The 21091-nt window shown below is 67.4% G+C and carries 18 protein-coding genes; 6 read left to right on the top strand and 12 right to left on the bottom strand.

What is annotated here, in order from left to right:
- Positions 1-86 precede the first annotated feature (86 nt).
- The 5 genes from ntrX to dusB are packed head-to-tail and all read right to left on the bottom strand — an operon-like array spanning position 87 to position 7268.
- On the bottom strand, positions 87-1469 hold the full coding sequence (ntrX, locus tag LRA89_RS09375) for a nitrogen assimilation response regulator NtrX (RefSeq protein WP_055756229.1): 1383 nt from the start codon (positions 1467-1469) through the stop codon (positions 87-89).
- Positions 1466-3730 (bottom strand): sensor histidine kinase NtrY-like, encoded by a 2265-nt coding sequence (locus LRA89_RS09370; protein ID WP_230769930.1) that lies wholly within the window; start codon positions 3728-3730, stop codon positions 1466-1468. The genes ntrX and LRA89_RS09370 overlap by 4 nt, the downstream gene beginning before the upstream one ends.
- Before the next feature lie 54 nt (positions 3731-3784).
- Positions 3785-5230 (bottom strand): nitrogen regulation protein NR(I), encoded by a 1446-nt coding sequence (ntrC, locus tag LRA89_RS09365; RefSeq protein ID WP_230770018.1) that lies wholly within the window; start codon positions 5228-5230, stop codon positions 3785-3787.
- Positions 5227-6297 carry a two-component system sensor histidine kinase NtrB gene (locus tag LRA89_RS09360; protein ID WP_056494883.1) on the bottom strand — a complete coding sequence of 357 codons (1071 nt, stop codon included), beginning with the start codon at positions 6295-6297 and terminating at the stop codon, positions 5227-5229. The genes ntrC and LRA89_RS09360 overlap by 4 nt, the downstream gene beginning before the upstream one ends.
- Positions 6273-7268 carry a tRNA dihydrouridine synthase DusB gene (gene dusB, locus LRA89_RS09355; RefSeq protein WP_056494880.1) on the bottom strand — a complete coding sequence of 332 codons (996 nt, stop codon included), beginning with the start codon at positions 7266-7268 and terminating at the stop codon, positions 6273-6275. Before dusB ends, LRA89_RS09360 begins: the two co-directional genes overlap by 25 nt.
- 91 nt (positions 7269-7359) lie before the next feature.
- On the opposite strand from dusB, the gene LRA89_RS09350 reads away from it, so the two are divergent.
- Genes LRA89_RS09350 through LRA89_RS09340 form a run of 3 tightly spaced genes read left to right on the top strand, consistent with a single transcriptional unit; the run spans position 7360 to position 9563 of the window.
- Positions 7360-8502: a bifunctional 2-C-methyl-D-erythritol 4-phosphate cytidylyltransferase/2-C-methyl-D-erythritol 2,4-cyclodiphosphate synthase gene (locus LRA89_RS09350; protein WP_230769929.1), complete on the top strand. Its 1143-nt coding sequence runs from the start codon at positions 7360-7362 to the stop codon at positions 8500-8502.
- Positions 8499-9017, top strand: coding sequence for a hypothetical protein (locus LRA89_RS09345; protein ID WP_230769928.1), 519 nt, complete (start codon positions 8499-8501; stop codon positions 9015-9017). The genes LRA89_RS09350 and LRA89_RS09345 overlap by 4 nt, the downstream gene beginning before the upstream one ends.
- A 6-nt stretch (positions 9018-9023) precedes the next feature.
- A complete protein-coding gene (locus tag LRA89_RS09340) occupies positions 9024-9563 on the top strand; it encodes a CinA family protein (RefSeq protein WP_230769927.1) in 540 nt (179 codons plus the stop codon).
- Here LRA89_RS09340 and LRA89_RS09335 read toward each other — a convergent pair.
- Both LRA89_RS09335 and lipA read right to left on the bottom strand, forming a co-directional pair.
- Positions 9485-9985: a type II toxin-antitoxin system RatA family toxin gene (locus tag LRA89_RS09335; protein ID WP_230769926.1), complete on the bottom strand. Its 501-nt coding sequence runs from the start codon at positions 9983-9985 to the stop codon at positions 9485-9487. The two genes, LRA89_RS09340 and LRA89_RS09335, sit on opposite strands and share 79 nt — an antisense overlap.
- Entirely contained in the window at positions 9985-10911 is a 927-nt protein-coding gene (gene lipA / locus LRA89_RS09330; protein ID WP_056494864.1) for a lipoyl synthase, read from the bottom strand. The genes LRA89_RS09335 and lipA overlap by 1 nt, the downstream gene beginning before the upstream one ends.
- A 107-nt stretch (positions 10912-11018) precedes the next feature.
- On the opposite strand from lipA, the gene LRA89_RS09325 reads away from it, so the two are divergent.
- On the top strand, positions 11019-11645 hold the full coding sequence (locus LRA89_RS09325) for a carbonic anhydrase (RefSeq protein ID WP_156351315.1): 627 nt from the start codon (positions 11019-11021) through the stop codon (positions 11643-11645).
- A gap of 48 nt (positions 11646-11693) precedes the next feature.
- Here the strand turns inward: LRA89_RS09325 and aspS are convergent, their stop codons facing one another.
- Positions 11694-13490 (bottom strand): aspartate--tRNA ligase, encoded by a 1797-nt coding sequence (gene aspS, locus LRA89_RS09320; protein WP_230769925.1) that lies wholly within the window; start codon positions 13488-13490, stop codon positions 11694-11696.
- Positions 13491-13667: 177 nt separating this feature from the next.
- On the opposite strand from aspS, the gene rnd reads away from it, so the two are divergent.
- Both rnd and LRA89_RS09310 read left to right on the top strand, forming a co-directional pair.
- A complete protein-coding gene (rnd, locus tag LRA89_RS09315; RefSeq protein WP_230769924.1) occupies positions 13668-14843 on the top strand; it encodes a ribonuclease D in 1176 nt (391 codons plus the stop codon).
- The gene (locus LRA89_RS09310; RefSeq protein ID WP_230769923.1) at positions 14840-15208 is read left to right on the top strand and encodes an I78 family peptidase inhibitor; all 369 of its coding nucleotides are present in this window, start codon (positions 14840-14842) and stop codon (positions 15206-15208) included. Before rnd ends, LRA89_RS09310 begins: the two co-directional genes overlap by 4 nt.
- A 306-nt stretch (positions 15209-15514) precedes the next feature.
- On the opposite strand, the gene LRA89_RS09305 is transcribed toward LRA89_RS09310, so the two are convergent.
- The 4 genes from LRA89_RS09305 to LRA89_RS09290 are packed head-to-tail and all read right to left on the bottom strand — an operon-like array spanning position 15515 to position 21055.
- The gene (locus LRA89_RS09305) at positions 15515-17005 is read right to left on the bottom strand and encodes a Ppx/GppA family phosphatase (protein ID WP_230770017.1); all 1491 of its coding nucleotides are present in this window, start codon (positions 17003-17005) and stop codon (positions 15515-15517) included.
- Positions 17005-19185: an RNA degradosome polyphosphate kinase gene (locus LRA89_RS09300; RefSeq protein WP_230769922.1), complete on the bottom strand. Its 2181-nt coding sequence runs from the start codon at positions 19183-19185 to the stop codon at positions 17005-17007. The genes LRA89_RS09305 and LRA89_RS09300 overlap by 1 nt, the downstream gene beginning before the upstream one ends.
- A complete protein-coding gene (locus LRA89_RS09295; RefSeq protein ID WP_055756253.1) occupies positions 19182-19820 on the bottom strand; it encodes a hypothetical protein in 639 nt (212 codons plus the stop codon). Before LRA89_RS09295 ends, LRA89_RS09300 begins: the two co-directional genes overlap by 4 nt.
- The gene (locus LRA89_RS09290) at positions 19817-21055 is read right to left on the bottom strand and encodes a heavy-metal-associated domain-containing protein (RefSeq protein ID WP_230769921.1); all 1239 of its coding nucleotides are present in this window, start codon (positions 21053-21055) and stop codon (positions 19817-19819) included. Before LRA89_RS09290 ends, LRA89_RS09295 begins: the two co-directional genes overlap by 4 nt.
- Between the last annotated feature and the right edge of the window lie 36 nt (positions 21056-21091).

Here is a 21091-nt window from a genome sequence, read left to right as displayed (position 1 = left end):
GTATCCGACGCCGGATTGCCGCACCCCTTTGGTGCGGAATTGTAAAATAGGATGCCGGACATACGGCGGCAATGTCCAGCAATACGCTATTCGTCGCCGCGCGTTTCGGTGATCCCCAGCAGCTTGAGCTTGCGGTGCAATGCCGATCGCTCCATGCCGATGAAGGTCGCGGTGCGCGAGATATTGCCCGAGAAGCGCCGGATTTGCACCCGCAGATACTCGCGCTCGAACGATTCGCGCGCCTCGCGCAGCGGCGATCCCATGATCGCGCTGTTGCTCGCCCCGCCCGTACCATCCCCGGCAGACCCCAAGACCTCGGGTGGCAACAGGTCGATGTCGATGCGGGCGATGCGATTGCCCGGTGCCAGAATGACCGTCCGCTCGACGACATTGCGCAACTGGCGGACGTTGCCCGGCCATTCGTAGCTTTGCAGCGCGATCATCGCATCGGCCGCGACCTCGGGCGTCGAGACGCGGCGTTCGGCGGCATAATGCGCGACGAAATGCTCGACCAGCGGCGGAATATCCTCACGGCGTTCGGCCAGCGACGGAATCTGCACCGGCACCACGTTCAGCCGGTAGTAGAGATCCTCGCGGAAATTACCGTCGACGATCTCCTGTTGCAGATCGCGCCCGGTCGCCGAGACGACGCGGACGTCGACTTTCACCACCCGTGTGCCGCCGACACGGGAAAAGCTCTGATCGGTCAGGACGCGCAGGATGCGCGCCTGCGTCGCGATCGGCATGTCGGCGATCTCGTCGAGGAACAGGGTGCCGCCGTGCGCCTGTTCAAGCAGGCCGGGGCGGACGAGATTGCCGGCTTCCTCGACGCCGAACAGTTCCTCGTCGACGCGCTCGGGCGTCATCCGCGCCGCGCTGACGACCACGAACGGCGCCTGTGCGCGCTGGCTCCAGCCATGGAGCAGCCGGGCGGCGACTTCCTTGCCGACCCCCGCCCCACCGGTGATGAGCACGCGGCTGCCGGTGCCGGCGACCCGCTTCAACGTCGCGCGCACCGCGTTGATCGCGGTCGAGCTGCCGGTCAGGTCGTCCTCACGCCCCGCCGAGGCACGCAGCGAGGCGACCTCGCGCCGCAGCCGTTCGGTTTCGGTCGCACGCTGGACAAGGAACAGCAACCGCTCGGCCTCGAACGGCTTTTCGATGAAGTCCACCGCACCACGGCGGATCGCCGACACCGCCGTATCGATATTGCCATGCCCCGAAATGACCAGCACCGGCAGCGACGGATCGCGCGCCTTCAACTCGTCGAGCAGTTCCAGCCCGTCGAGCCGCGACCCCTGAAGCCAGACGTCGAGCAGCACCAAGGACGGCCGCCGGGCGGCGACCGCTTCCAGCGCGGCGTCGCTGTCGGCGGCGCTGCGCGTGTCATAGCCTTCGTCCTCCAGCACACCGGCGACGAGTTCGCGAATATCGGCTTCGTCGTCGACGACGAGAATGTCGAGTTTCATGACGTAAATCCGGTCCGGGTAAGCATGGGGTGGCGCGTCGTAACCTCCTGCACATTGTCGTCCGCCACCCCGTCGTCGTTCGCCAGCGCGGCGAGCATCACGGGGTCGAGGATGATGGAAACGATCGTCCCTCCTCCGGGACGGTCGGCGAACGATATGGTTCCGAAATGTTCTTCGACGATCTTGCGGACGATAGCCAGCCCCAGCCCGGTGCCGCCCTTGCGCGTCGTCATATAGGGTTCGACGATCCGGTCGCGCTCGGCGGGCAGGCCGATGCCGTTGTCGCTGGTGTCGATCCGCAGATGGCCGTTCGCCATCACCCGAATATCGATCGCGATGCGGCCACGCGGCGCATTTTCTCCGCGTACGGCAACGGCTTCGGTCGCATTCTTGACGATGTTGGTCATCGCCTGCGCCATTTGCCGCCGATCGCACACAAGGGTGGCCGGGCCGTCGTTTTCCAGCACGAAGTCGATTTCGGGATGGGCGACCTCGTGGAGGAACAGGCTTTGCCGCGCGAGTTCGGTGATCGATTCGCTGCGAAACACCGGTTTGGGCATCCGCGCGAACGACGAAAATTCATCGACCATCCGCCGCAGGTCGCCGACCTGCCGGACGATCGTCTCGGTCAGGCGGGCGAAGGTGCCGTCGTCGGCGGTCAGCTTCGATCCATAGCGGCGCTGGAGCCGCTCGGCAGCAAGCTGGATCGGGGTCAGCGGGTTCTTGATCTCGTGCGCGATCCGCCGCGCCACGTCGGACCATGCCGCGCGGCGCTGGTCGAGCAATTGCTGGGTGATGTCGTCGAAGGTCAGGATATGCTGGCCGTCGTCGCGGGTAATGTGGACCGCGAGCGTCTTGGCCTCGCCCGCCGCCGCCAGTTGAATGGTCGCGTCCTGCTTGTCGCCCGCCAGCAACTGGTCAAGTTCGGGCGCGACCTCGCGCAGCGACCGGCCGGCGAGCGGAGCCGGACCGGTCTTGAGCAGCGCCGTCGCCGAGCTGTTGGCCAGTCGGATCGTACCATCGCGCCCGACCGACACCACACCGGCGCTGACACCCGACATCACCGCCTCGATCAAAGCGCGGCGGCTGTCGATCTGGGCATTGGCCGCGACCAGCTCGCCGGTCTGTTCCTGCAACCGTTCGGTCATGCTGTTGAACGCGCTGGCGAGCGTGGCGATCTCGTCCTTCTTGCGCTTGCCGGGTTCGGCCACCCGCGCGGTCAGATCGCCGTCGGCGATGCGCCGCGCCGCGCCGACCAGTGCGCCGACCGGGCGGACCAGCCGGTCGGCGACCGCCAGCGCAACGAACACCGCCAGCCCGACGATCAGCAACGACACGACGAACAGCGCGACATAGAGCCGCAACTGGACGACGCGCGACCGATCAAGCAACGCATTGTAATCCGACAGGATCGCCCGGGTACGATCACGCCGGTCGGTATAGGTCTTGAGGTCGAGATCGCGCCCCGAATAGAGCAGATAGGGTGTGTTGGGGATTCGCGTCACTGACTGGACCATGCCGTCACGTTCGCGAACGTCGCTGCGTTTGCCCTTGCCCAGCGCTGTCACCGATCGTGGATCGATGCTCCAGCGCAGCGGCCCCTCGTAAATCGAGGCGGAGGCGAGCGAGACAGGGCGGCCGTCCGCCGGAATTTCGAACAGCACCGAATCGGTCAACCCCCGCGCGCTGATGCTCTGCTGATAGATGATCCCGAACATCGGATCGGACGGCTTGTAGCGATTGACGAACAGCATCCGTTGGATGTCGGACGCGACCGCGACATTCTGCGCATCGACCGAATTCAGGAAATCATTGTAGGACGACTGGGCAACCGACTGCGCATTTTCGAAAATGCCGCGCGCGCGCTCGGACGACCAGAATTCGGCGACGACCTGAAACCCGAACGACGCGCCGACCGTCACCAGCAGCAACGGCACGCTGGCGAGGATCGAGAACAGCGCGACCAGCCGGACGTGCAGCGTACCGGTGCCGCCGATTTCGGAGCGTGCCGCGCGACGCATCGCGACCCGGCGCCCGGCAAGGACCAGCAGCGCCATCGCGGGGATAAGGTTGGCGACCAGCAACCCCGCCATCTGTTCGGGTGGCGGCAGGCTCTTGCGGGCGTCCTGCGTGCCGTCGATCAGGAAATAGCTGCCGATGCCGATCGCCAGCGCCACGGCCAGCACGATCAGCTCGATCGCCGGGAACCAGCGCGCCGAACTGCGTGGGGCGCGATCCGCTTCCATCAACGCTGCAACCATAGTTGCCGTTTTACAACATTCGCGCGGCAACGCACGTCAAATCGCTTACGTGCGTTATCGTTCGTTCTGATAGGGGCGCAGTGCCGGATCGATGCCCAGATCGTCGAGCCGCTTGCGCAGCGTGTTGCGGTTCAGCCCCATCGCCTTGGCCGCGCGCAACTGGTTGTTACCGTGGCGGTCGAGCATCGCTTCGATCAGCGGGCGTTCGACATCGGCGATCAGCCGGTCGTAGAGCGTGCCGTTTTCCAGCGTCACCGGCTCCTCGCGCGCGATGCGGCGCAGCCAGCCGCGTACCGCTTCGTGCAGGTCGATGTCGACGGCGGGGGGACGCAGGCCACCCTCGCCCAGCGCGCCGCGCAGTTCGCCGGCCTCGATCGTCGTGTCACGGCCGAGCACCGCCAGCCGCCGCATCAGATTTTCGAGTTCGCGCACGTTGCCGGGCCAGTCATGCGCCTCGAGCAGCGCCAGCGCCTCGGCCGACAGCGTTTTGCGGGGTAGCCCTTCCTGCCCGGCGCGGTCGAGGAAATGGCGGGCCAAGAGCGCCACGTCCTGCCGTCGTTCGCGTAAGGGTGGGAGCGCGATCGGCACGACGTTCAGCCGGTAGAACAGGTCCTCGCGGAACTGGCCCGACTGGACCTGCGCCGCCAGCGTCTTGTTGGTCGCCGCGACGATGCGCACGTCGGCACGGATCACCCGCGCGCCGCCGACGCTGGTGAACTCGCCCGATTGCAGCACGCGCAGCAGCCGGGTCTGCGCGTCCATCGGCATGTCGCCGATCTCGTCGAGGAACAGCGTGCCGCCCGCCGCCTGTTCGAACTTGCCGGCCGATCGTTGTGCCGCACCGGTGAAGGCGCCGCGTTCATGGCCGAACAGTTCGGCCTCGATCAGTTCGCGCGGGATCGCGGCCATGTTGAGCGCGATGAACGGCGCACGCGCACGGCGACCGAGATCGTGGATCGCCCGGGCGACCAGTTCCTTGCCGGTCCCCGATTCCCCCGTCACCAGCACGGTCAGGTCGGTGGCGACGACGCGGGCGATCACGCGGTACACGTCCTGCATCGCAGCGGACCGGCCGATCAGCGGCAGGGATGCGTCGATCGAATCGACGGGTGCCTCGTCGGGGCCACGCCGCCGCCGGGCGAGCGCGCCGCGCACCGCCAGCGCCAGCGTGTCGAGGTCGAACGGCTTGGGCAGATAGTCGAACGCTCCCGCCTCGGTCGCGCGGACCGCCGTGGTCAGCGTGTTCTGCGCCGACAGCACGATGACCGGCAGGTCGGGCATTTCGGCGGCGAGCGCAGTCGCATGTTCGAGGCCATCGCCATCGGGCAGCACCACGTCGGTTACGAGCACGTCGGGCGCCTCGGCCCGCAACTGCGCCCGCAACTGCCCGAGGGTCGCGACCGACTGGACCATATGCCCCTCGCGGCGGAGCGCCTGCGCCACCACCGTGCGGATCGCGGCATCGTCGTCGCACAACAGGATACGCGCCGGTTGGGTCATGCGCGCGGCAACCGGATGCGGAATATGGTCCATTCGGGATCGCCTTCGCGGGCATAGCCCACGGTTCCGCCCATCTCCGCCATCAGTTTCTCCACCATCGGCAGGCCGAACCCCCTGCCCTCGCGCTTGCCCGATACGAACGGTTCGAACAGATGCCCGGCGATGTCGCTCGGCGCGCCGGGGCCGTTGTCGCCGACGCTCAGCTCGATCGGCACCGCCCGCCGTGCGCCACCGCCGACGCCGTGCGACATGCCGTGGCGATAGGCGGTGCCGACCACGATCCGTGGATCGGGCGTGTCCGCCAATGCCTCGGCGGCGTTCTTAAGCAGATTGACCAGCACCTGGACAAAGGCATCGCGATCGATCCGCACCGGCGGCAGCGACGGGTCGAACCGCTCCTCGATCACGATGCCGCGCGCGAAGCCGGCGGTGGCGAGCTGCACCGCATGGGCGATCACCGGATAGATGTTCTGCACGGTCAGCTCGCGCGGGCGGGCGTCGGTGAAATCCTCCATCCGGTCGATCAGCGCGGCGATCCGATCGACCTCGGTGATGATGAGGTCGGTCAGGACGCCACGGTCGTCGACCTCGTCGGCCAGCAACTGCGCCGCGCCGCGAATGCCCGACAGCGGGTTCTTGATCTCATGGCCGAGCATTGCCGCCGCTCCGGCCGCCGCCCGTGCCCCGGCGGCACGCGGCGCGGCGGGCATGGCGCGCAGGCCATAGAGCATGACGATCCGCCACGGCGATCCGTGCCCGGCCGGTGTTTCGTGGAAATCGGCGCGCAGCCTGCCCCCACGCCGCAACCGCAACTCGCATTCGTAGCTGGCAAAACCATGTCCGTCGCGCTGATCGCCATAGCCCGGCGGCAGCGTGATGATCTGCGACAGCGACAACCCGCGCATCGAGCGATCGGAGAGGTTCAGCAGCAGTTCGGCGGCGCTGTTGGCGTGGGCGACGCAGCCCGCCTCGTCCAGCACGATCGTCGCGACGGGCAGCGCCGCGAACAGATCGGCGAACGGCGGCGCGCCCTCGGCGGCGCTCAGGCCGCCGCGCGCGAGCACCACGGCGCATAGAAATCGGCGAGCATGGCAAGGACGGTGCGGGCGTCCGGTTGCTGGTTCACCTTGTTGCGGAACTCGGCCGATCCGTGCAGCCCCTTGGTGTACCAGCCGATGTGCTTGCGCATCATGTTGACGCCGGTTTCCTCGCCATAATGGTCGAGCATCATGTGATAATGCTCGACGATCAGGTGATATTGCTCCTCGATCGACGGATCGGCTGGTTCGGCCCCGCCCGACAGCGCGGCCATGACCTGCGCCAGCAGCCACGGCCGGCCATAGGCACCGCGCCCAATCATCACCCCGTCCGCGCCGGACTGCGCCAGCGCGGTGCGGGCGTCGTCGACCGAGCAGATGTCGCCGTTGACGATCACCGGCACCTTGACCGCGTCCTTCACGCTGGCGACGAACGCCCAGTCGGCGGTGTCACGGTACATCTGGTTGCGGGTGCGGCCATGGACCGTGACCATCCGCGCGCCGAGATCCTCGGCGATGCGCGCCAGTTCGGGGGCGTTGAGGCTTGCATGGTCCCAGCCCATCCGCATCTTGACGGTGACGGGAACGTCGACCGCCTTCACCACCGCCGCGATCAGATCGGCGGCGAGCGGCAGGTCGCGCATCAGCGCCGATCCGGCATCGCCGTTCGTCACCTTGCGCACCGGGCAGCCCATGTTGATGTCGATGATCGCCGCGCCCTTGTCCTCGGCCAGCTTCGCCGCCTCGCCCATCTCGAACGGCGTGCAGCCGACGAGCTGCATCGACACCGGCTCTTCCGCCGGGTCCCACATCGCCTTCTGGATCGACTGGCGCGTCTCGCGGATCGCCGCCTGGCTGGCGATCATTTCGGTGACGTTGAGGCCCGATCCATGCCGCCGCACCATCTTGCGGAACGGCAGGTCGGTGACACCGGTCATCGGCGCGAGGATCACCGGCGTGTCGATCACGACATCACCGATATGGATGGGAGCGAGGGTCATGGGAACTGCCTGAAAATCGGGCAGGCTTTACCCCAAACCATGGGCAAGGGCAAGGCTGGCGGCGGGCGGCGGCTTGGGCTAGGCGGCTGCGATGCAGACCGGACCTACCGTCGCCCTCATCGTCGCTGCCGGACAGGGCAGTCGATCGGGCAGCAGCACCCCGAAACAATATAGCGCCATCGGTGGCCGGGCGATGATCGCCCATGCCCATGCCGCACTGGCGGCGCATCCGGCGATCGACGAGGTCGTCGTGGTCATCGGCGAGGGCCAGCAGGCGATGCTGGCGGCGGTCATCGGCGAGGTGCGCCACGTCATCGGCGGCGCGACCCGGCGGGAAAGCGTCGCCGCCGGGCTGGCGGCGATCGGCGATGCGGCGCGGGTGCTGGTCCATGACGCCGCCCGGCCGTTCGTTCCGGGCGCGGTGATCGACCGGCTGCTCGCCGCGCTCGACCATCTGCCCGGCGCGATACCGGTGCTGCCGGTCGCCGATACGCTGGCGCAGGCGGGCGAGGTGCTGGGCGACGTCGTGCCGCGCGCCGGGCTGGTGCGGGTACAGACGCCGCAGGCGTTCGACGTCGCTGCGCTTCGCGACGCGCATGCCGCATGGGACGCGGGCGTGGAGGCGACCGACGATGCGCAGATGCTGCGCGCGATCGGGCTGGACGTCGCGACCGTCGAAGGAGACATCATGCTCGACAAGATCACCTATCCCGCCGACTTCGCGGCGGCCGAGGCGCGGATCGCGCCCACGCTCGTATCGCGCAGCGCCACCGGCTACGACGTTCACCGGCTGGAAGCGGGCGAGGAATTGTGGCTGGGCGGGGTGCTGATCCCGCACGATCGCGGACTGTCGGGGCATAGCGATGCCGATGTCGCGCTGCATGCGATCACCGATGCGTTGCTCGGCACGATCGGCGCGGGCGATATTGGCACCCATTTCCCGCCGAGCGATGCGCGGTGGCGCGGGGCGGCGTCGGACCAGTTCCTCGCCCATGCCGCGTCGCTGGTTCGGGCGGAGGGCGGCGTCCTCGACTTCGTCGACCTGACGCTGATCTGCGAAGCGCCCAAGATCGGCCCGCACCGCGCGGCGATGCGGGCGCGGATCGCGGCCATCCTCGGCCTCACCGAGAAGCAGGTCAGCATCAAGGCGACGACGAGCGAGCGGCTGGGCTTCACCGGCCGCAAAGAGGGTATCGCCGCACAGGCGATCGCGACCGTGCGGGTGCCGGCATGAGGCGCATCGCCGCCGCCATCGCCCTGTTCGCGACGACCGGTGCGGCGCAGGCGCAGACCTCCGCTGCCTGCGTCACCCCGGCCGAGGCCGAGGCACTGGTACTGTTCGTCGCGCCCGACCTGATCCGTCAGGCCGGAACCCGTTGTGCGACCGCGCTGCCGGCCACCGCCCTGATCCGCCGGACGAGCGGACCGTTCCTCGCCCGCTACGAAGCGGAAACCGAAGGTGCCTGGACCCAAGCCAAGGCGGCGCTGTCGCGCCTCACCGCGCCACAGGCGATCCAGTTGCTCGATTCCAGTTTCGCCGCGCCGATCGTGTCGTCGATCATCGCACCGATGGTCGTCGGCAACATCGATCCGGCTGACTGTCCCCGGATCGAACGCGCGGCGACGCTCGTCCAGTCGCTTCCCCCGCGCAACGTCGCCGGGCTCATCGTGCTGTTCGCGCAGATCGATGCCGACAGCCCCCGTCCCCAGATGCGGTTGCCGCTATGCGGCACGCGCCCCCGGAACTGAGACATTATGGATACCATTCTTCCCGCCGAACTGGTTGCCGCCGCCCGCCGCGTGGTGACGGCCAATCGCGCCGTCGGTCGTCGCGTGACGCTGGCGGAGAGCTGCACCGGCGGCCTCGTCGCCGCCGCGATCACCGAAATTCCGGGATCGTCGGAAATCTTCGACACCGGCTTCGTCACCTATTCGAACGAGGCCAAGACCGCGCAGGTGCGGGTCAGCTCGGACGTGCTCGAAACCTTTGGCGCGGTGTCGGTCGCGACCGCGTGGAGCATGGCGCAAGGTGCGCTGGAAGCGTCCGATGCCGATGTCGCGGTCGCGATCACCGGGGTTGCCGGGCCGGGCGGCGGATCGGAAAAGAAGCCGGTCGGCACCGTCGTGTTCGCGCGGGCCGAAAAGGGTGGCGATCCGGCGAAGGTCGTCGCCGACCTGCGCCATTTCGGCGATCTCGGCCGGGGTGGCGTCCGGCTTCAGGCGGCGCTGTGCGCGCTCGAACTGCTGCTGCCGCCCGAAGAAGCGTCGGAAGAACCCGTCGCCGAATCACCGTAAAGCGCCGCGGCGCGTTCCTCGAACGCACCGATCATCTTGCGCAGCGCCCGGTCGAACACCTGCCCCGCCAGCATCTCGAACACGCGGTTCTTGAACTGGAAGTCGACGCAGAATTCGACCAGCGTACCGCCCTGCCCGTCGGGCTTGAAGCGCCAATCGTTGTTCAGATATTTGAGCGGTCCGTCGAGATAGTCGACGCGAATATGGTCCGGCCGTTCCTTTTGCACCTTCGAGGTGAAGCTTTCGCGCAGGCCCTTGAAGCCGACGATCATGTCGGCGACCATTTCGGTCTCGCTCGACGAACGCACCCGGATCGCGCTGACCCATGGCAGGAACTCGCCATAGCGCGCGACGTCGGCGACCAGATCGAACATCTGCTCGGGGCTGTAGGGCAGATGGCGGGTTTCGGTATGCTTGGGCATCAGACGCGGACAACGCCCAGCTTCGCGTCGCGGTTCGTGCGCATCCGTTCGAAATCGTCGCCGGCGTGATAGCTCGACCGTGTCAGCGGCGAGGAGGCGACCAGCAGGAACCCCTTGGCCCGCGCGATCGCGGCATAGGCGTCGAATGCCTTGGGGGTCACGAAATCGATCACCTTGGCATGGCGCGGCGTCGGCTGGAGATACTGGCCCATCGTCAGGAAATCGATGTCGGCGGAGCGCATGTCGTCCATCACCTGATGCACCTCCAGCCGCTCTTCGCCGAGCCCCAGCATGATGCCCGACTTGGTGAAGATCGACGGGTCAAGCTTCTTGACGCTCTCCAGCAACCGCAGCGAGGCATAATAGCGCGCGCCCGGCCGGATCGTCGGATAGAGGCGCGGCACGGTTTCGAGATTGTGATTGTAGACGTCGGGACGCGCCGCGACGATCGCCTCAACCGCCGCTTCGTGCTTGTTGCGGAAATCGGGGGTGAGAATTTCGATCGTCGTCGTCGGATTCGCGGCGCGGATCGCCTGAATCACCTTCACGAACTGGCTGGCGCCGCCATCGGGCAGGTCGTCGCGATCGACCGAGGTGATGACGATATGGTTCAGCCCCATCGCCGCCGCCGCCTCGGCGACATGCTGCGGCTCCATCGGGTCGACCTTGCGCGGCATGCCGGTCTTGACGTTGCAGAAGGCACAGGCGCGGGTGCAGGTGTCGCCGAGGATCATGACGGTCGCGTGCTTCTTCGACCAGCATTCGCCGATGTTCGGGCAGGCCGCTTCCTCACAGACCGTCGTCAGGCTTTTCGAGCGCATCAGCGCGCGGGTTTCGGCCACGACCTTGCCGGTCGGGGCTTTCACGCGAATCCAGTCGGGCTTGCGTTCACGCTGCGGGCGGGGGAGCGGCGACATTTCGTTCATGGGGCCCAGATAGCGATCCGCGGGGAAACGAACAACCGCCTGCAACGTTCGCGCGCGCCGTGCGTCTGTGGGCGTGAGGGAAAAACTTAACGTATGATGGAGATTCTTTGATGCACTTCAGCGACCTCAAGGAAGGCTATTTCCGCTTCCGGGGCAACGAGTGGCAGCAGGAGCGCGAGCGCTGGAGCGAACTGGCGACCGGCCAGAGTCCCAAGGTGATGGTGATCGCCTGTTCGGACAGCCGCGTCGATCCCGCGACCATCTTCGGCGCGCGGCCGGGCGAGATTTTCGTGGTGCGCAACGTCGCCAATCTGGTGCCGCCGTTCGAAGATGACGGGGGCCGCCATGGCGTGTCAGCCGCGCTCGAATTCGCGGTGACGAAGCTGGAGGTCGAGGAAATCCTCGTCCTTGGCCACGGGGCGTGCGGCGGCGTCAACGCCTGTCTGACGCAGGCGCTGGCCAATACCAAACCCGGCGAGGGCGGGTTCGTCGCCCACTGGATCGACCTGCTGGACGGAGCGCGCGAGAAGGTGGTCGCCGAACACGGCACCGGTCCTGAGGGGCAGAAGGCGCTGGAACAGGAAGGCGTCAAGGTGTCGCTGACAAACCTGATGACCTTCCCGTTCGTCCGCGAGCGGGTTGAGGCCGGTACGCTCAAGCTGCACGGCGCGGTGTTCGCGATCGACGACGGGCGGCTGCGCGTGCTCGAAGGCGAGAAGTTCGAGAACGCCTGACCGGGCTGCGCCGGGCAGGAAGCTCCCGCCCGGCGCACCTCAACCGGATCAGCCCTCCTTCGGGCCGTCCGCCGTCACGCGGATATTCAGTTCGCGAAGCTGCTTCGGGGTCGCATAGTTCGGCGCACCCATCATCAGATCCTCCGCCTTCTGCGTCATCGGGAAGGTGATGACCTCGCGGATGTTCGGCTCGTCGGCCAGCAGCATCACGATACGGTCGACGCCGGGAGCCGAGCCGCCGTGCGGCGGTGCCCCGAACTTGAAGGCGTTAATCATGCCCGCGAAGTTCGTGTCGACGTCCGCCTGCGTATAGCCGGCGATCTCGAACGCCTTGTACATGATTTCCGGGCGATGGTTGCGGATCGCGCCCGACGACAATTCCACGCCGTTGCAGACGATGTCGTACTGATAGGCGAGAATATCGAGCGGGTTCATCGTCTCCAGCGCTTCCATCTCGCCCTGCGGCATCGAGAAGGGGTTATGACTGAAGTCGACCTTCTTTGCGTCCTCGTCATATTCGAACATCGGGAAATCGACGATCCAGCAGAATTCGAAGCGCTTGTCGTCGATCAGGCCCAGCGTCTCGGCGACGCGAGTGCGGGCAAGCCCGGCGAGCTTGGCCGCCTGCGCTTCCTTGCCGGCGGCAAAGAACACGCCGTCGTCGGGACCGAGGCCCAGCGCCTCGGCGATCTTGGCCATGCCCTCGTCGCCATGGTTCTTGGCGATCGGGCCGCCCCACACGCCATCCTTGCGGGTCGCATAGCCCAGACCGGCGAAGCCTTCGGATTGTGCCCAGGCGTTCATGTCGTCGAAGAACTTGCGGCTCTTGTCGGCGGTCTTCGGGGCCGGGATCGCGCGAACCACGTCGCCGCCTTCCACGATCGAGGCGAAGCGGCCGAAGCCCGAACCGACGAACAGGTCCGACACGTCGGTGATGATGAGCGGGTTGCGCAGGTCGGGCTTGTCGTTGCCGTATTTCAGCATCGATTCGCGGTAGGGGATGCGCTGGAACGGCAACGGCGACACGGTACGGCCCTTGCCTTGCCAGTTGGCATATTCCTCGAACACACCATGCAATACCGGTTCGATCGCGGCGAACACGTCTTCCTGCGTGACGAAGCTCATCTCGAAATCGAGCTGGTAGAATTCACCCGGCGAGCGATCGGCACGGGCATCCTCGTCGCGAAAACAGGGCGCGATCTGGAAATAGCGGTCGAAACCCGCGACCATCAGCAACTGCTTGAACATCTGCGGTGCCTGCGGCAGCGCATAGAACTTGCCCGGATGGACGCGGCTGGGGACCAGATAGTCGCGCGCGCCCTCGGGGCTGCTCGCGGTCAGGATCGGAGTCTGGAATTCGGTGAAACCCTGATCGATCATCCGGCGGCGCAGCGACGCGATGACGTTCGAGCGCAGCAGGATGTTCGCGTGCAGCCGCTCGCGACGCAGGTCGAGGAAGCGATAGCGCAGGCGGATGTCCTCGGGGTATTCGGCCTCGCCCGCCACCGGCATCGGCAGTTCCTGCGCGGCCGATTGCAGCGTGGCGGCGCGGGCGTAGATTTCGATCGCGCCGGTCGCGAGGTTGGGATTCTTCGTCGCGTCCGAGCGCGCCTTGACCGTGCCATCGATCGTCAGCACCGATTCGGTCCGCGCGGAATCGAGCAGCGCGAGTGCCGGGCTGTCGCTGTCAGCCACGATCTGGGTAATGCCATAATGGTCGCGCAGATCGATGAACAGCACGCCGCCATGGTCGCGCTTGCGATGGACCCAGCCCGACAGGCGGACGGTATCGCCCTCGTTCGCGTCCGTAAGCTGGCCGCAGTTATGGGTGCGATAGGCGTGCATGATCGGGAACCTTTGCAATTGGCCTTGCCCCGCGCGTGCGGGGAAGCATCCGATCCGGGATGCGGCGGTAGGATTGATACATGGTCTATCCCCGCGCAGGCGGGGGAGCTCGGTTGTTGCGCGCTTCCCCTTCCAACCCCCTTTTGTCAAGGCGCGCGAGGCTGCTATGCGGGCGGGATGCATATCCATCCGTTGATCGAGGACAGCGCGACCCTCGCCACCCTCTGCGCCCGCCTCGCCCAGTCCGATTTCGTGGCGGTCGACACCGAATTCATGCGCGAGAACAGCTATTGGCCCGAACTCTGCCTGATCCAGATCGCCAATGCGGAAGAAGCCGCCGCGATCGATCCGATGGCGCCGGGGATCGACCTGAAACCGCTGCTCGACCTGATGACCGACAATGACGAGGTGCTGAAGGTCTTCCACGCCGGCGGACAGGACATCGAGATCGTCTATAACCTGACCGGTAAGACCCCCTTTCCGATGTTCGACACGCAGGTGGCGGCGATGGCGCTGGGTCAGGGCGAGCAGGTCGGCTATTCCAACCTCGTTGATGCCTATCTGGGCATCGTCGTCGACAAGGGTGCGCGGTTCACCGACTGGTCGCGGCGGCCGCTCGACGACCGGCAGATCGACTATGCGATCGCCGATGTGACGCATCTTTCGGTGATCTTTCCCAAGATGCTCGCCAAGCTCCGGCGGACGGGTCGCGGGTTATGGCTGGACGAGGAGATGGAGCGGATCGGCAATCCGGCCAATTACTTCAACGATCCCGAAACGGTGTGGCAACGCATCCGCGTCAACAGCCGCAAGCCCGACGTACTCGGCCGGTTGAAGGCGCTGGGCAAGTGGCGCGAACTGGAAGCTCAGGGCAAGGACCTGCCGCGCGGGCGGATCGTCAAGGACGAGACGGTCGCCGATCTGGCGGCCAATCCGCCGCGCAAGCAGGCCGATCTGGCCAAGGTGCGCGGCCTGTCGGCGGCATGGGCGCACAACGACATCGGTGCCAGGATGATGACCGCGCTGGCCGACGCGAAGCCGCTGACCGCCGATGAAATGCCCGGCCGCGACGAGCGCAAGCCGGCGCTGGGCAAGGAAGGCGCGCTGGTTGCCGACTTGTTGAAACTGCTGCTGAAAATCCGGGCGAACGAGATCAAGGTCGCCGCGCGGTTGCTGGCGCGATCGGACGATCTGGAAGCGCTGGCCGCCGGGCAACGCGAAGGGCTGGCGATTCTCGACGGGTGGCGGTTCGAGCAGTTCGGGCGCGACGCGCTGGCGCTGGTCGAGGGTCAGCTCGGGTTCACGGTGCTGGGCGGAAAGTTGAAGATGACACGAGCGGAGGTCGTCGAATGAAGCGGGTTGCCCTGATCGGATTGATGCTGGTGGGTTGTGCGCCAAGTGCCCCGGATGCGCCGCCCCCGCCGCCACGGCGCGTCGCGCCGCCCCAGGTCGTGATGCCGCCGGTGATCCCGCCTCCGCCCGGCGACGAGTCGGCCGAGGTCCAGCCGATGACGCCGTGCCGGATCGCGGCAGCCGCCGGCCTGATCGGCAAACCCCTGACCCCCGCGGTGCAGGCCGAGGCACAGGCAAAGGTCGGCGCGCGGAGCGTGCGAGTGATCGGGCCGGACCATAACGCCATCACCATGGACTATCGCCCCGACCGGCTGAACATCGAGCTTGACCCGAGCCGCAAGATCCTGCGGCTTCGCTGCGGATGATGGCAAAGTTTACAAAGTTTACACTATGGCGCGTTTTGACCGGTTTGCGGGGTGGCCGCTTCTCGTCGTTCCCGCGCAGGCGGGAACCCATACACGCAACGGACGCAACGCTATCACCAGCATCGGCGTGTATCGATCCCCGCCTTCGCAGGGATGACGTTGGGGTTCGGGGGTAAATTCCCTCTGCAAAAACGGAATGTCGATCCGCGCAGGGTAAACTCCCGCCCCTTCCGGGACGGAAATTACAGGGGGCGGACGAGTCAAAGACCGTCCCGACCTTCGCATAGAAGCTGCCCTGTAGGACAGTCAGCGCGTGACCAGCGCCGCTTCCACGCCGAGCGCAGTCGCGAGCGCCTTGTGCCGCTTCTGCACTGCTTCGCCATACAGCGAGGCATCCGCCCCGGTGACGAGCAGTTCGATGCCGCCGGCCCCGCGCCGCAGGGCGGTGCGCTTGAGCGGGGCGGCCACCCCGCCGCTCAGCCGTTGGCCCAGCCGCATCGCAAGGCCCCAGCGGCGCGCGATCGCCAGCGCGTCGGGCGGGGCAAGGCGGCCGAGCGGTTCGGGCGTGTCGCTGCCGCCGCCAAGGCAACAATGCAGCGCCTGCGCGACGATCGCACGGCCGGCGGCGTCGACCGCGACCCAGTTGCCGTGCAACGCGATCTCGACACCGCGTTCGGCACGAAATTCGGGGTTGGCATGCCAGCCCACATCGGCGAGCAGACAGGCGGTATGACGCAGCCGGACCATCGCCGGATCGTCCTGCGGGAACAGCGGCGCGATCCAGCGGTGCAGCAGGTCGCCATGTTCGGCGAAACGGCCCTGCCGCGCGCCTTCGTCATGCGCGGCGACCAGCAGCGGGTCGGTCGCGCGGACCTTGGCGGGCAGCGCGGCATAGAGCAGCCCTTCGCGCAGGCCATAGGCGGAAATGACGGTGGTGGCGCAGCCGAGGTGGCGCACCGCATAGGCGAGCACGGCGGCGGCATGGTCCAGCGTCGGCACCCGCCCGCCCGACAGGTTCGGCACCAGCTTCAGATCGGCGCGCGGCGTCTCGGCGAGCAGCTTGCGCAAGCCGGCGATGCGGGCGGGCGACAACGCATAGCCATGCGCGATCGGCAGCGGATAGCCGGTCAGGTGCATGTCGAGCCGGGCAAGCGCGCGCCACGATCCGCCGACGAGATAGAGCGGCAGCCCCTGCCCCTGCCCGGTCCAGCCGGCCGCCGCGATCATCCGGGCGACGGTACGGTCGAGTTCACCCGCCCCCTTCGCGCGGATCGCGCCGAGACGCAGCACCCCCAGCGGGAAGGAAACACGCTCGCCGAGCTGACCGTCCTTCACCCGGACCAGTTCGAGGCTGCCGCCGCCGAGATCGCCGACGATGCCGTCGGCCTGCGGAATGGCGGAGAGGACACCGTGGCCGGCGGCCTGCGCCTCTTCCTCGCCCGACAGGATTTCGACGGTGAGGCCGGCGGCGTGCGCCAGCGCGATCAGCTCCGCGCCATTGGCGGCATCGCGCACGGCGGCGGTGGCGACGGTGCGGACGCGCGGCACCGCCATCTCGCGCGTCAGCCATGCGAAACGCTCCAGCGCGGCGCGCGCCGCCGCCATCGCGTCGGCATCGATCGCGCCGGTGCCGGCGAGCGCGCGGCCCAGCCCGGCCAATACCTTTTCGTTGAACAGGATCGCCGGGATACGCTCCGGCCCGCCATAGACGACCAGCCGGATCGAGTTCGAACCGATGTCGACGATTGCGCTGTGCGCGATCGAGGTCGGCGTGCTTCCCGGCCAGCCCAACCCCATCAGAGCGTGCCGCCGCGTGCCGCGCGCCATGCGCGGAGCGACAGTTTCTGCGGGCTCATCGCCGCCCCGCTCTCGATCGCGGCGCCGCGGCCCGACAGCGAGGGATTGGTCATGAAGTAACGATGGAGGTTGAACGGCCGGTCGCCCTTCGCCACGCGGCGATAGCTGCCGTCGGCGCGCAATTCCCAAGTCTGTTCGGTGTCGAGCAGGTTGGCGACCATCACCTGATCGAGCACCTGGTCGTGGACGGTCGGGTTGGTGATCGGCAACAGATATTCGACGCGGCGATCGAAGTTGCGCGGCATCCAGTCTGCCGAGGAAACATAGACCAGCGCATCGTCGTTGGGCAGCGCCTGCCCCCCGCCGAAGCAATAGATACGGCTGTGTTCGAGAAAGCGGCCGACGACCGACTTGACGCGGATATTCTCCGACATGCCTGGAACCCCGGGGCGCAGGCAGCAGATGCCGCGCACGATCAGGTCGATCTGCACCCCCGCCGCCGATGCTTCGTAGAGCTTGTCAATCAGCGCGGGGTCGACCAGCGAATTCATCTTGAGCCAGATCGACCCCTGCCCGCCGGCCCGCGCGGTCTGGATCTCGCCCTCGATCAGCGCTTCCAGCCGGTCGCGCAGGTCGCGCGGGGAAATGGCGAGCTGTTGCAGCGCCTGCGGTTCGACATAGCCAGTGATGTAGTTGAACACCTGCGCGGCATCGCGCCCGATCGCCGGATCGGCGGTGAAGAAGCTGAGGTCGGTATAGATGCGCGCGGTGATCGGATGATAGTTGCCGGTGCCGAAATGGCAATAGGTGCGATAACCCTGTTCCTCGCGCCGGACGACCATCGAGATCTTGGCGTGGGTCTTCCATTCGATGAAGCCATAGACGACCTGCACCCCGGCGCGTTCGAGGACCGAGGCGAGGTTGAGATTCTGCTCCTCGTCGAAGCGCGCCTTCAGTTCGACCACCGCCGTCACCGACTTGCCCGCTTCGGCGGCGGCGACCAGCGCGGCAACGATCGCCGATTGCTTGCCGGCGCGGTACAGCGTCTGCTTGATCGCGACGACATCGGGGTCGGCCGCCGCCTGTTTGATGAAGGCGATGACGACGTCGAACGTCTCGTACGGGTGATGGACGACGATGTCCTTGGCGCGGATCGCCGCGAAACAGTCACCGCCATATTCGCGGATGCGTTCGGGAAAGCGTGGGCTGAACGGCGGGAATTTCAGGTCGGGGCGATCCTCGGCGACCAGCATCGACAGGTCGCCGATGGCAAGGAAGCCGCCGGTTTCGGTCATCACCGCGTCGCTGCCGGTCATTTCCTCGCGCAGCAGTTCGATCATCTCGTCGGAGATGCCCGATTCGATCTCCAGCCGGATGACGCGGCCGCGCCGCCGCCGCTTGATGGCGGTGCGGAAATACAGGACGAGGTCCTCGGCTTCCTCTTCCAGTTCGATGTCGCTGTCGCGGATCACCCGGAAGGCGGCGGAGGCGCGCACGGTGTAGCCGGGGAAGAACAGCCCGGAGAAATGGCGCAGGATCGTCTCGATCGCGACATAACGCGCCGCCTTGCCCGGCAGGCGCACGAAGCGTGGCATGGCTGGCGGGAGCAGCACGACCTCGCGCACCTCGACCTCGTCCGATCGGCGGATGAGGTCGAACAGCAGCGCCGAGCCGAGGTTGGGAATGAACGGAAACGGGTGTGCCGGGTCGAGCGCCTGCGGGGTCAGCACCGGGAACACCTGTTCGCGGAAATAGCGTTCCAGCCACACCTCGGCATCGCCGGTGATCGCATCGGCGCCCAGCACGGTGACGTCGGCCGCCGCCAGATCGGTCGCGATGTCGCGCCAGATGCGTTGCTGGCTGTCGACCAGTTGCGCGGCGTCGGCGACGATCGCCTCCAGTTGCTGGGTCGGGGTCAGGCCATCGGGTGATTCGTGGCCGACCTCCTGCGCCTGCTGTCCTTTAAGCCCCGCCACGCGGACCATGAAGAATTCGTCGAGGTTGGTCGCCGAGATCGAGAGGAAGCGGAGGCGTTCGAGCAGCGGATGGGCGGCGTTGCACGCCTCGTCCAGCACGCGGCGGTTGAATGCCAGCCACGACAGCTCGCGGTTGAAATAGCGCGCCTCGGGCACGGCGGCGACGGTCGATCCGGCGGGGGCGTCGGTCAGCAACTCGGTCATGCGGCGGAGTCCGTCAGGAGCGTGGTACGGCCGAGCGCGGTGCGCACGGCGGGAACGGTCAAAAGGCGCGTCGAGCGCAGCATCGCATCTTCCTCCAATGCCTCGACAACGCGAAGCACGGCGAGATGGCTCCGGTCGACGCGGCGGGCGAGCCAGCGCACCAGATCGGGCGCGACTATCAATTCCTTCCTGTCGAAGAGATGTTGCAGCAGCGTTTCGATCAGCAGATCGTCGGGCGCATCAAGCCGGACGACCGGGGTCGCGGCGATACGGGTGCGCAGGTCGGGCAGCTCGATCTTCCACACCGGCGGCGTGGCATCGGCGACGATCAGCAGCGGCCGCCCCTCCGCCTGCGCCTGATTCCACAGGTGGAACAGGTCGATCTCGTTCATCCGTTCGGCATCGTCGGCGATCATCCCGCCGCTGCGCGCGGCGAACATCCGCGCCAGCAACGTGCGGCCCGACTTGCGCGGGCCGATCAGGACCGCCGCCATCACCGGCCACAGCCCCCAATTGTCGAGGAACTGGACCGCTTCGCGGTTGGAGGGACTGACGAGGAACCGGTCTTTCCGCGCGCCGGGCGGCAGGTCGAGCGTGAAGCTCATCTGGGCGGGACCGTTGGCGGGGCCGCTCATCCGCCAGCCGGAGCCGGCGGCGTCGGGGCCGCGCGACGGCGGATGCGTAGCGCGCCGTCGCCGCCCTGCACCTGCCAGCCGCGCGCTTCGAGGGCTGCCGACAGGATCGCGGGATCGCCATCGAAGGTGACGCGCAAGACCGATACACCGCCCAGCGCGAGGCTGGAGGTGATCGCGCTGCGCACGCCCGGAATGGCCCGGAACGCCGCTTCGGTCGATTCGACGGCGGCGGCGGTAGGCGTGTCAGCCTGAACCGACAGGGTGACGAAGGTGTCGGCCGGCGTCGGGGTCGGCACCGGCGCGGCGGGATCGACCGGTACGGGGGCAAGCGGATCGGCCAGCGGGTTCTCGACCGGTGCAGGCGTGCCCGGCGGCGCGGCGTTCAGCGCCATATCCGGGCGCAGCGTGCCATCGCGCAGCGCCTGCTGGTACAGCGAATCGATTCGCCGCACGCCTTCGTCGAGCAGCGCGGGAATCGCATCGGCCTGTTCGACACGCAGTGCGAAGCGGCCGATCAACCGGTTGTCGGGACCATAGCCGGCGGTGAAGGTGCCGACGACCGGCCCACCGGGCCATTGCCGCTCCAGCCGGACCTGCGGGACCAGCACGTCCGACGCGCCATATTGGTTGAGCACGGTGCGCCACCAGCCGCGCCCCCGCCGCGTCACCTGCCCCGCATTCAACAGCAGCGCGTCGCCGCCGGTGCCATTCGGGCGAACATAGTCGACGGTGCTGCCGCCGGTGCGGAAGCGCGCCCATGCCGCTTGCCACGGCGTCGCCCGTTCGAACGCGGTGCCGGTGCCACCGTCCCAGATCAGCGGCACGACGAGCATCGCCGGGCTGCGTTCGGCGACGCCGGCGATGCCGAGGATCGATGCGGCCCGCCCCCGGTCGAACAGGACGCCGAGACGCGCGACATAGCGGTTGGGGCCGATCTGCTCGCTCTCCACCACGATCGCGTCGACCAGCGAATCAAGCGTGCCGTCGGGCAGCGTCTGCGCCGATCCGGTCAGCCGCTGCGACAGCATCTGCCAGCCCCGACGCTGCGCGAGGCGCCAGCCGGTGGTGCGGGCCACGTCTGCGGTGGGGCCGGCGACGTCGACGCGGACGCCGTTCACCTCGAAGGTGCCCGAGCTGTCGACGGCGGCGACTCCGCCCTGCGCCACGACCGCGCCGGTCGCGACCATGCCCAAGAGGGCGGCGGCGAGCAGGCGGTGGCGGGTTTGCAGCGTCATGCGCGCCTTTTGACGAAGCAGGCGTGGAAATCCAAG

The sequence above is a fragment of the Sphingomonas sp. Leaf4 genome (assembly GCF_920939515.1).
GTDB lineage: Bacteria > Pseudomonadota > Alphaproteobacteria > Sphingomonadales > Sphingomonadaceae > Sphingomonas.
Note: the sequence above shows the minus strand (reverse complement) of the source record. Positions and strands in the feature narration are given on the sequence as shown.

Coding starts and splice junctions, on each gene's coding strand:
- ntrX (WP_055756229.1), bottom strand. CDS start 1,469: ATGAAACTCGACATTCTCGTCGTCGACGACGAAGCCGATATTCGCGAA.
- LRA89_RS09370 (WP_230769930.1), bottom strand. CDS start 3,730: ATGGTTGCAGCGTTGATGGAAGCGGATCGCGCCCCACGCAGTTCGGCG.
- ntrC (WP_230770018.1), bottom strand. CDS start 5,230: ATGACCCAACCGGCGCGTATCCTGTTGTGCGACGACGATGCCGCGATC.
- dusB (WP_056494880.1), bottom strand. CDS start 7,268: ATGACCCTCGCTCCCATCCATATCGGTGATGTCGTGATCGACACGCCG.
- LRA89_RS09350 (WP_230769929.1), top strand. CDS start 7,360: ATGCAGACCGGACCTACCGTCGCCCTCATCGTCGCTGCCGGACAGGGC.
- LRA89_RS09345 (WP_230769928.1), top strand. CDS start 8,499: ATGAGGCGCATCGCCGCCGCCATCGCCCTGTTCGCGACGACCGGTGCG.
- LRA89_RS09340 (WP_230769927.1), top strand. CDS start 9,024: ATGGATACCATTCTTCCCGCCGAACTGGTTGCCGCCGCCCGCCGCGTG.
- LRA89_RS09335 (WP_230769926.1), bottom strand. CDS start 9,985: ATGCCCAAGCATACCGAAACCCGCCATCTGCCCTACAGCCCCGAGCAG.
- lipA (WP_056494864.1), bottom strand. CDS start 10,911: ATGAACGAAATGTCGCCGCTCCCCCGCCCGCAGCGTGAACGCAAGCCC.
- aspS (WP_230769925.1), bottom strand. CDS start 13,490: ATGCACGCCTATCGCACCCATAACTGCGGCCAGCTTACGGACGCGAAC.
- rnd (WP_230769924.1), top strand. CDS start 13,668: ATGCATATCCATCCGTTGATCGAGGACAGCGCGACCCTCGCCACCCTC.
- LRA89_RS09310 (WP_230769923.1), top strand. CDS start 14,840: ATGAAGCGGGTTGCCCTGATCGGATTGATGCTGGTGGGTTGTGCGCCA.
- LRA89_RS09305 (WP_230770017.1), bottom strand. CDS start 17,005: ATGGGGTTGGGCTGGCCGGGAAGCACGCCGACCTCGATCGCGCACAGC.
- LRA89_RS09300 (WP_230769922.1), bottom strand. CDS start 19,185: ATGACCGAGTTGCTGACCGACGCCCCCGCCGGATCGACCGTCGCCGCC.
- LRA89_RS09295 (WP_055756253.1), bottom strand. CDS start 19,820: ATGAGCGGCCCCGCCAACGGTCCCGCCCAGATGAGCTTCACGCTCGAC.
- LRA89_RS09290 (WP_230769921.1), bottom strand. CDS start 21,055: ATGACGCTGCAAACCCGCCACCGCCTGCTCGCCGCCGCCCTCTTGGGC.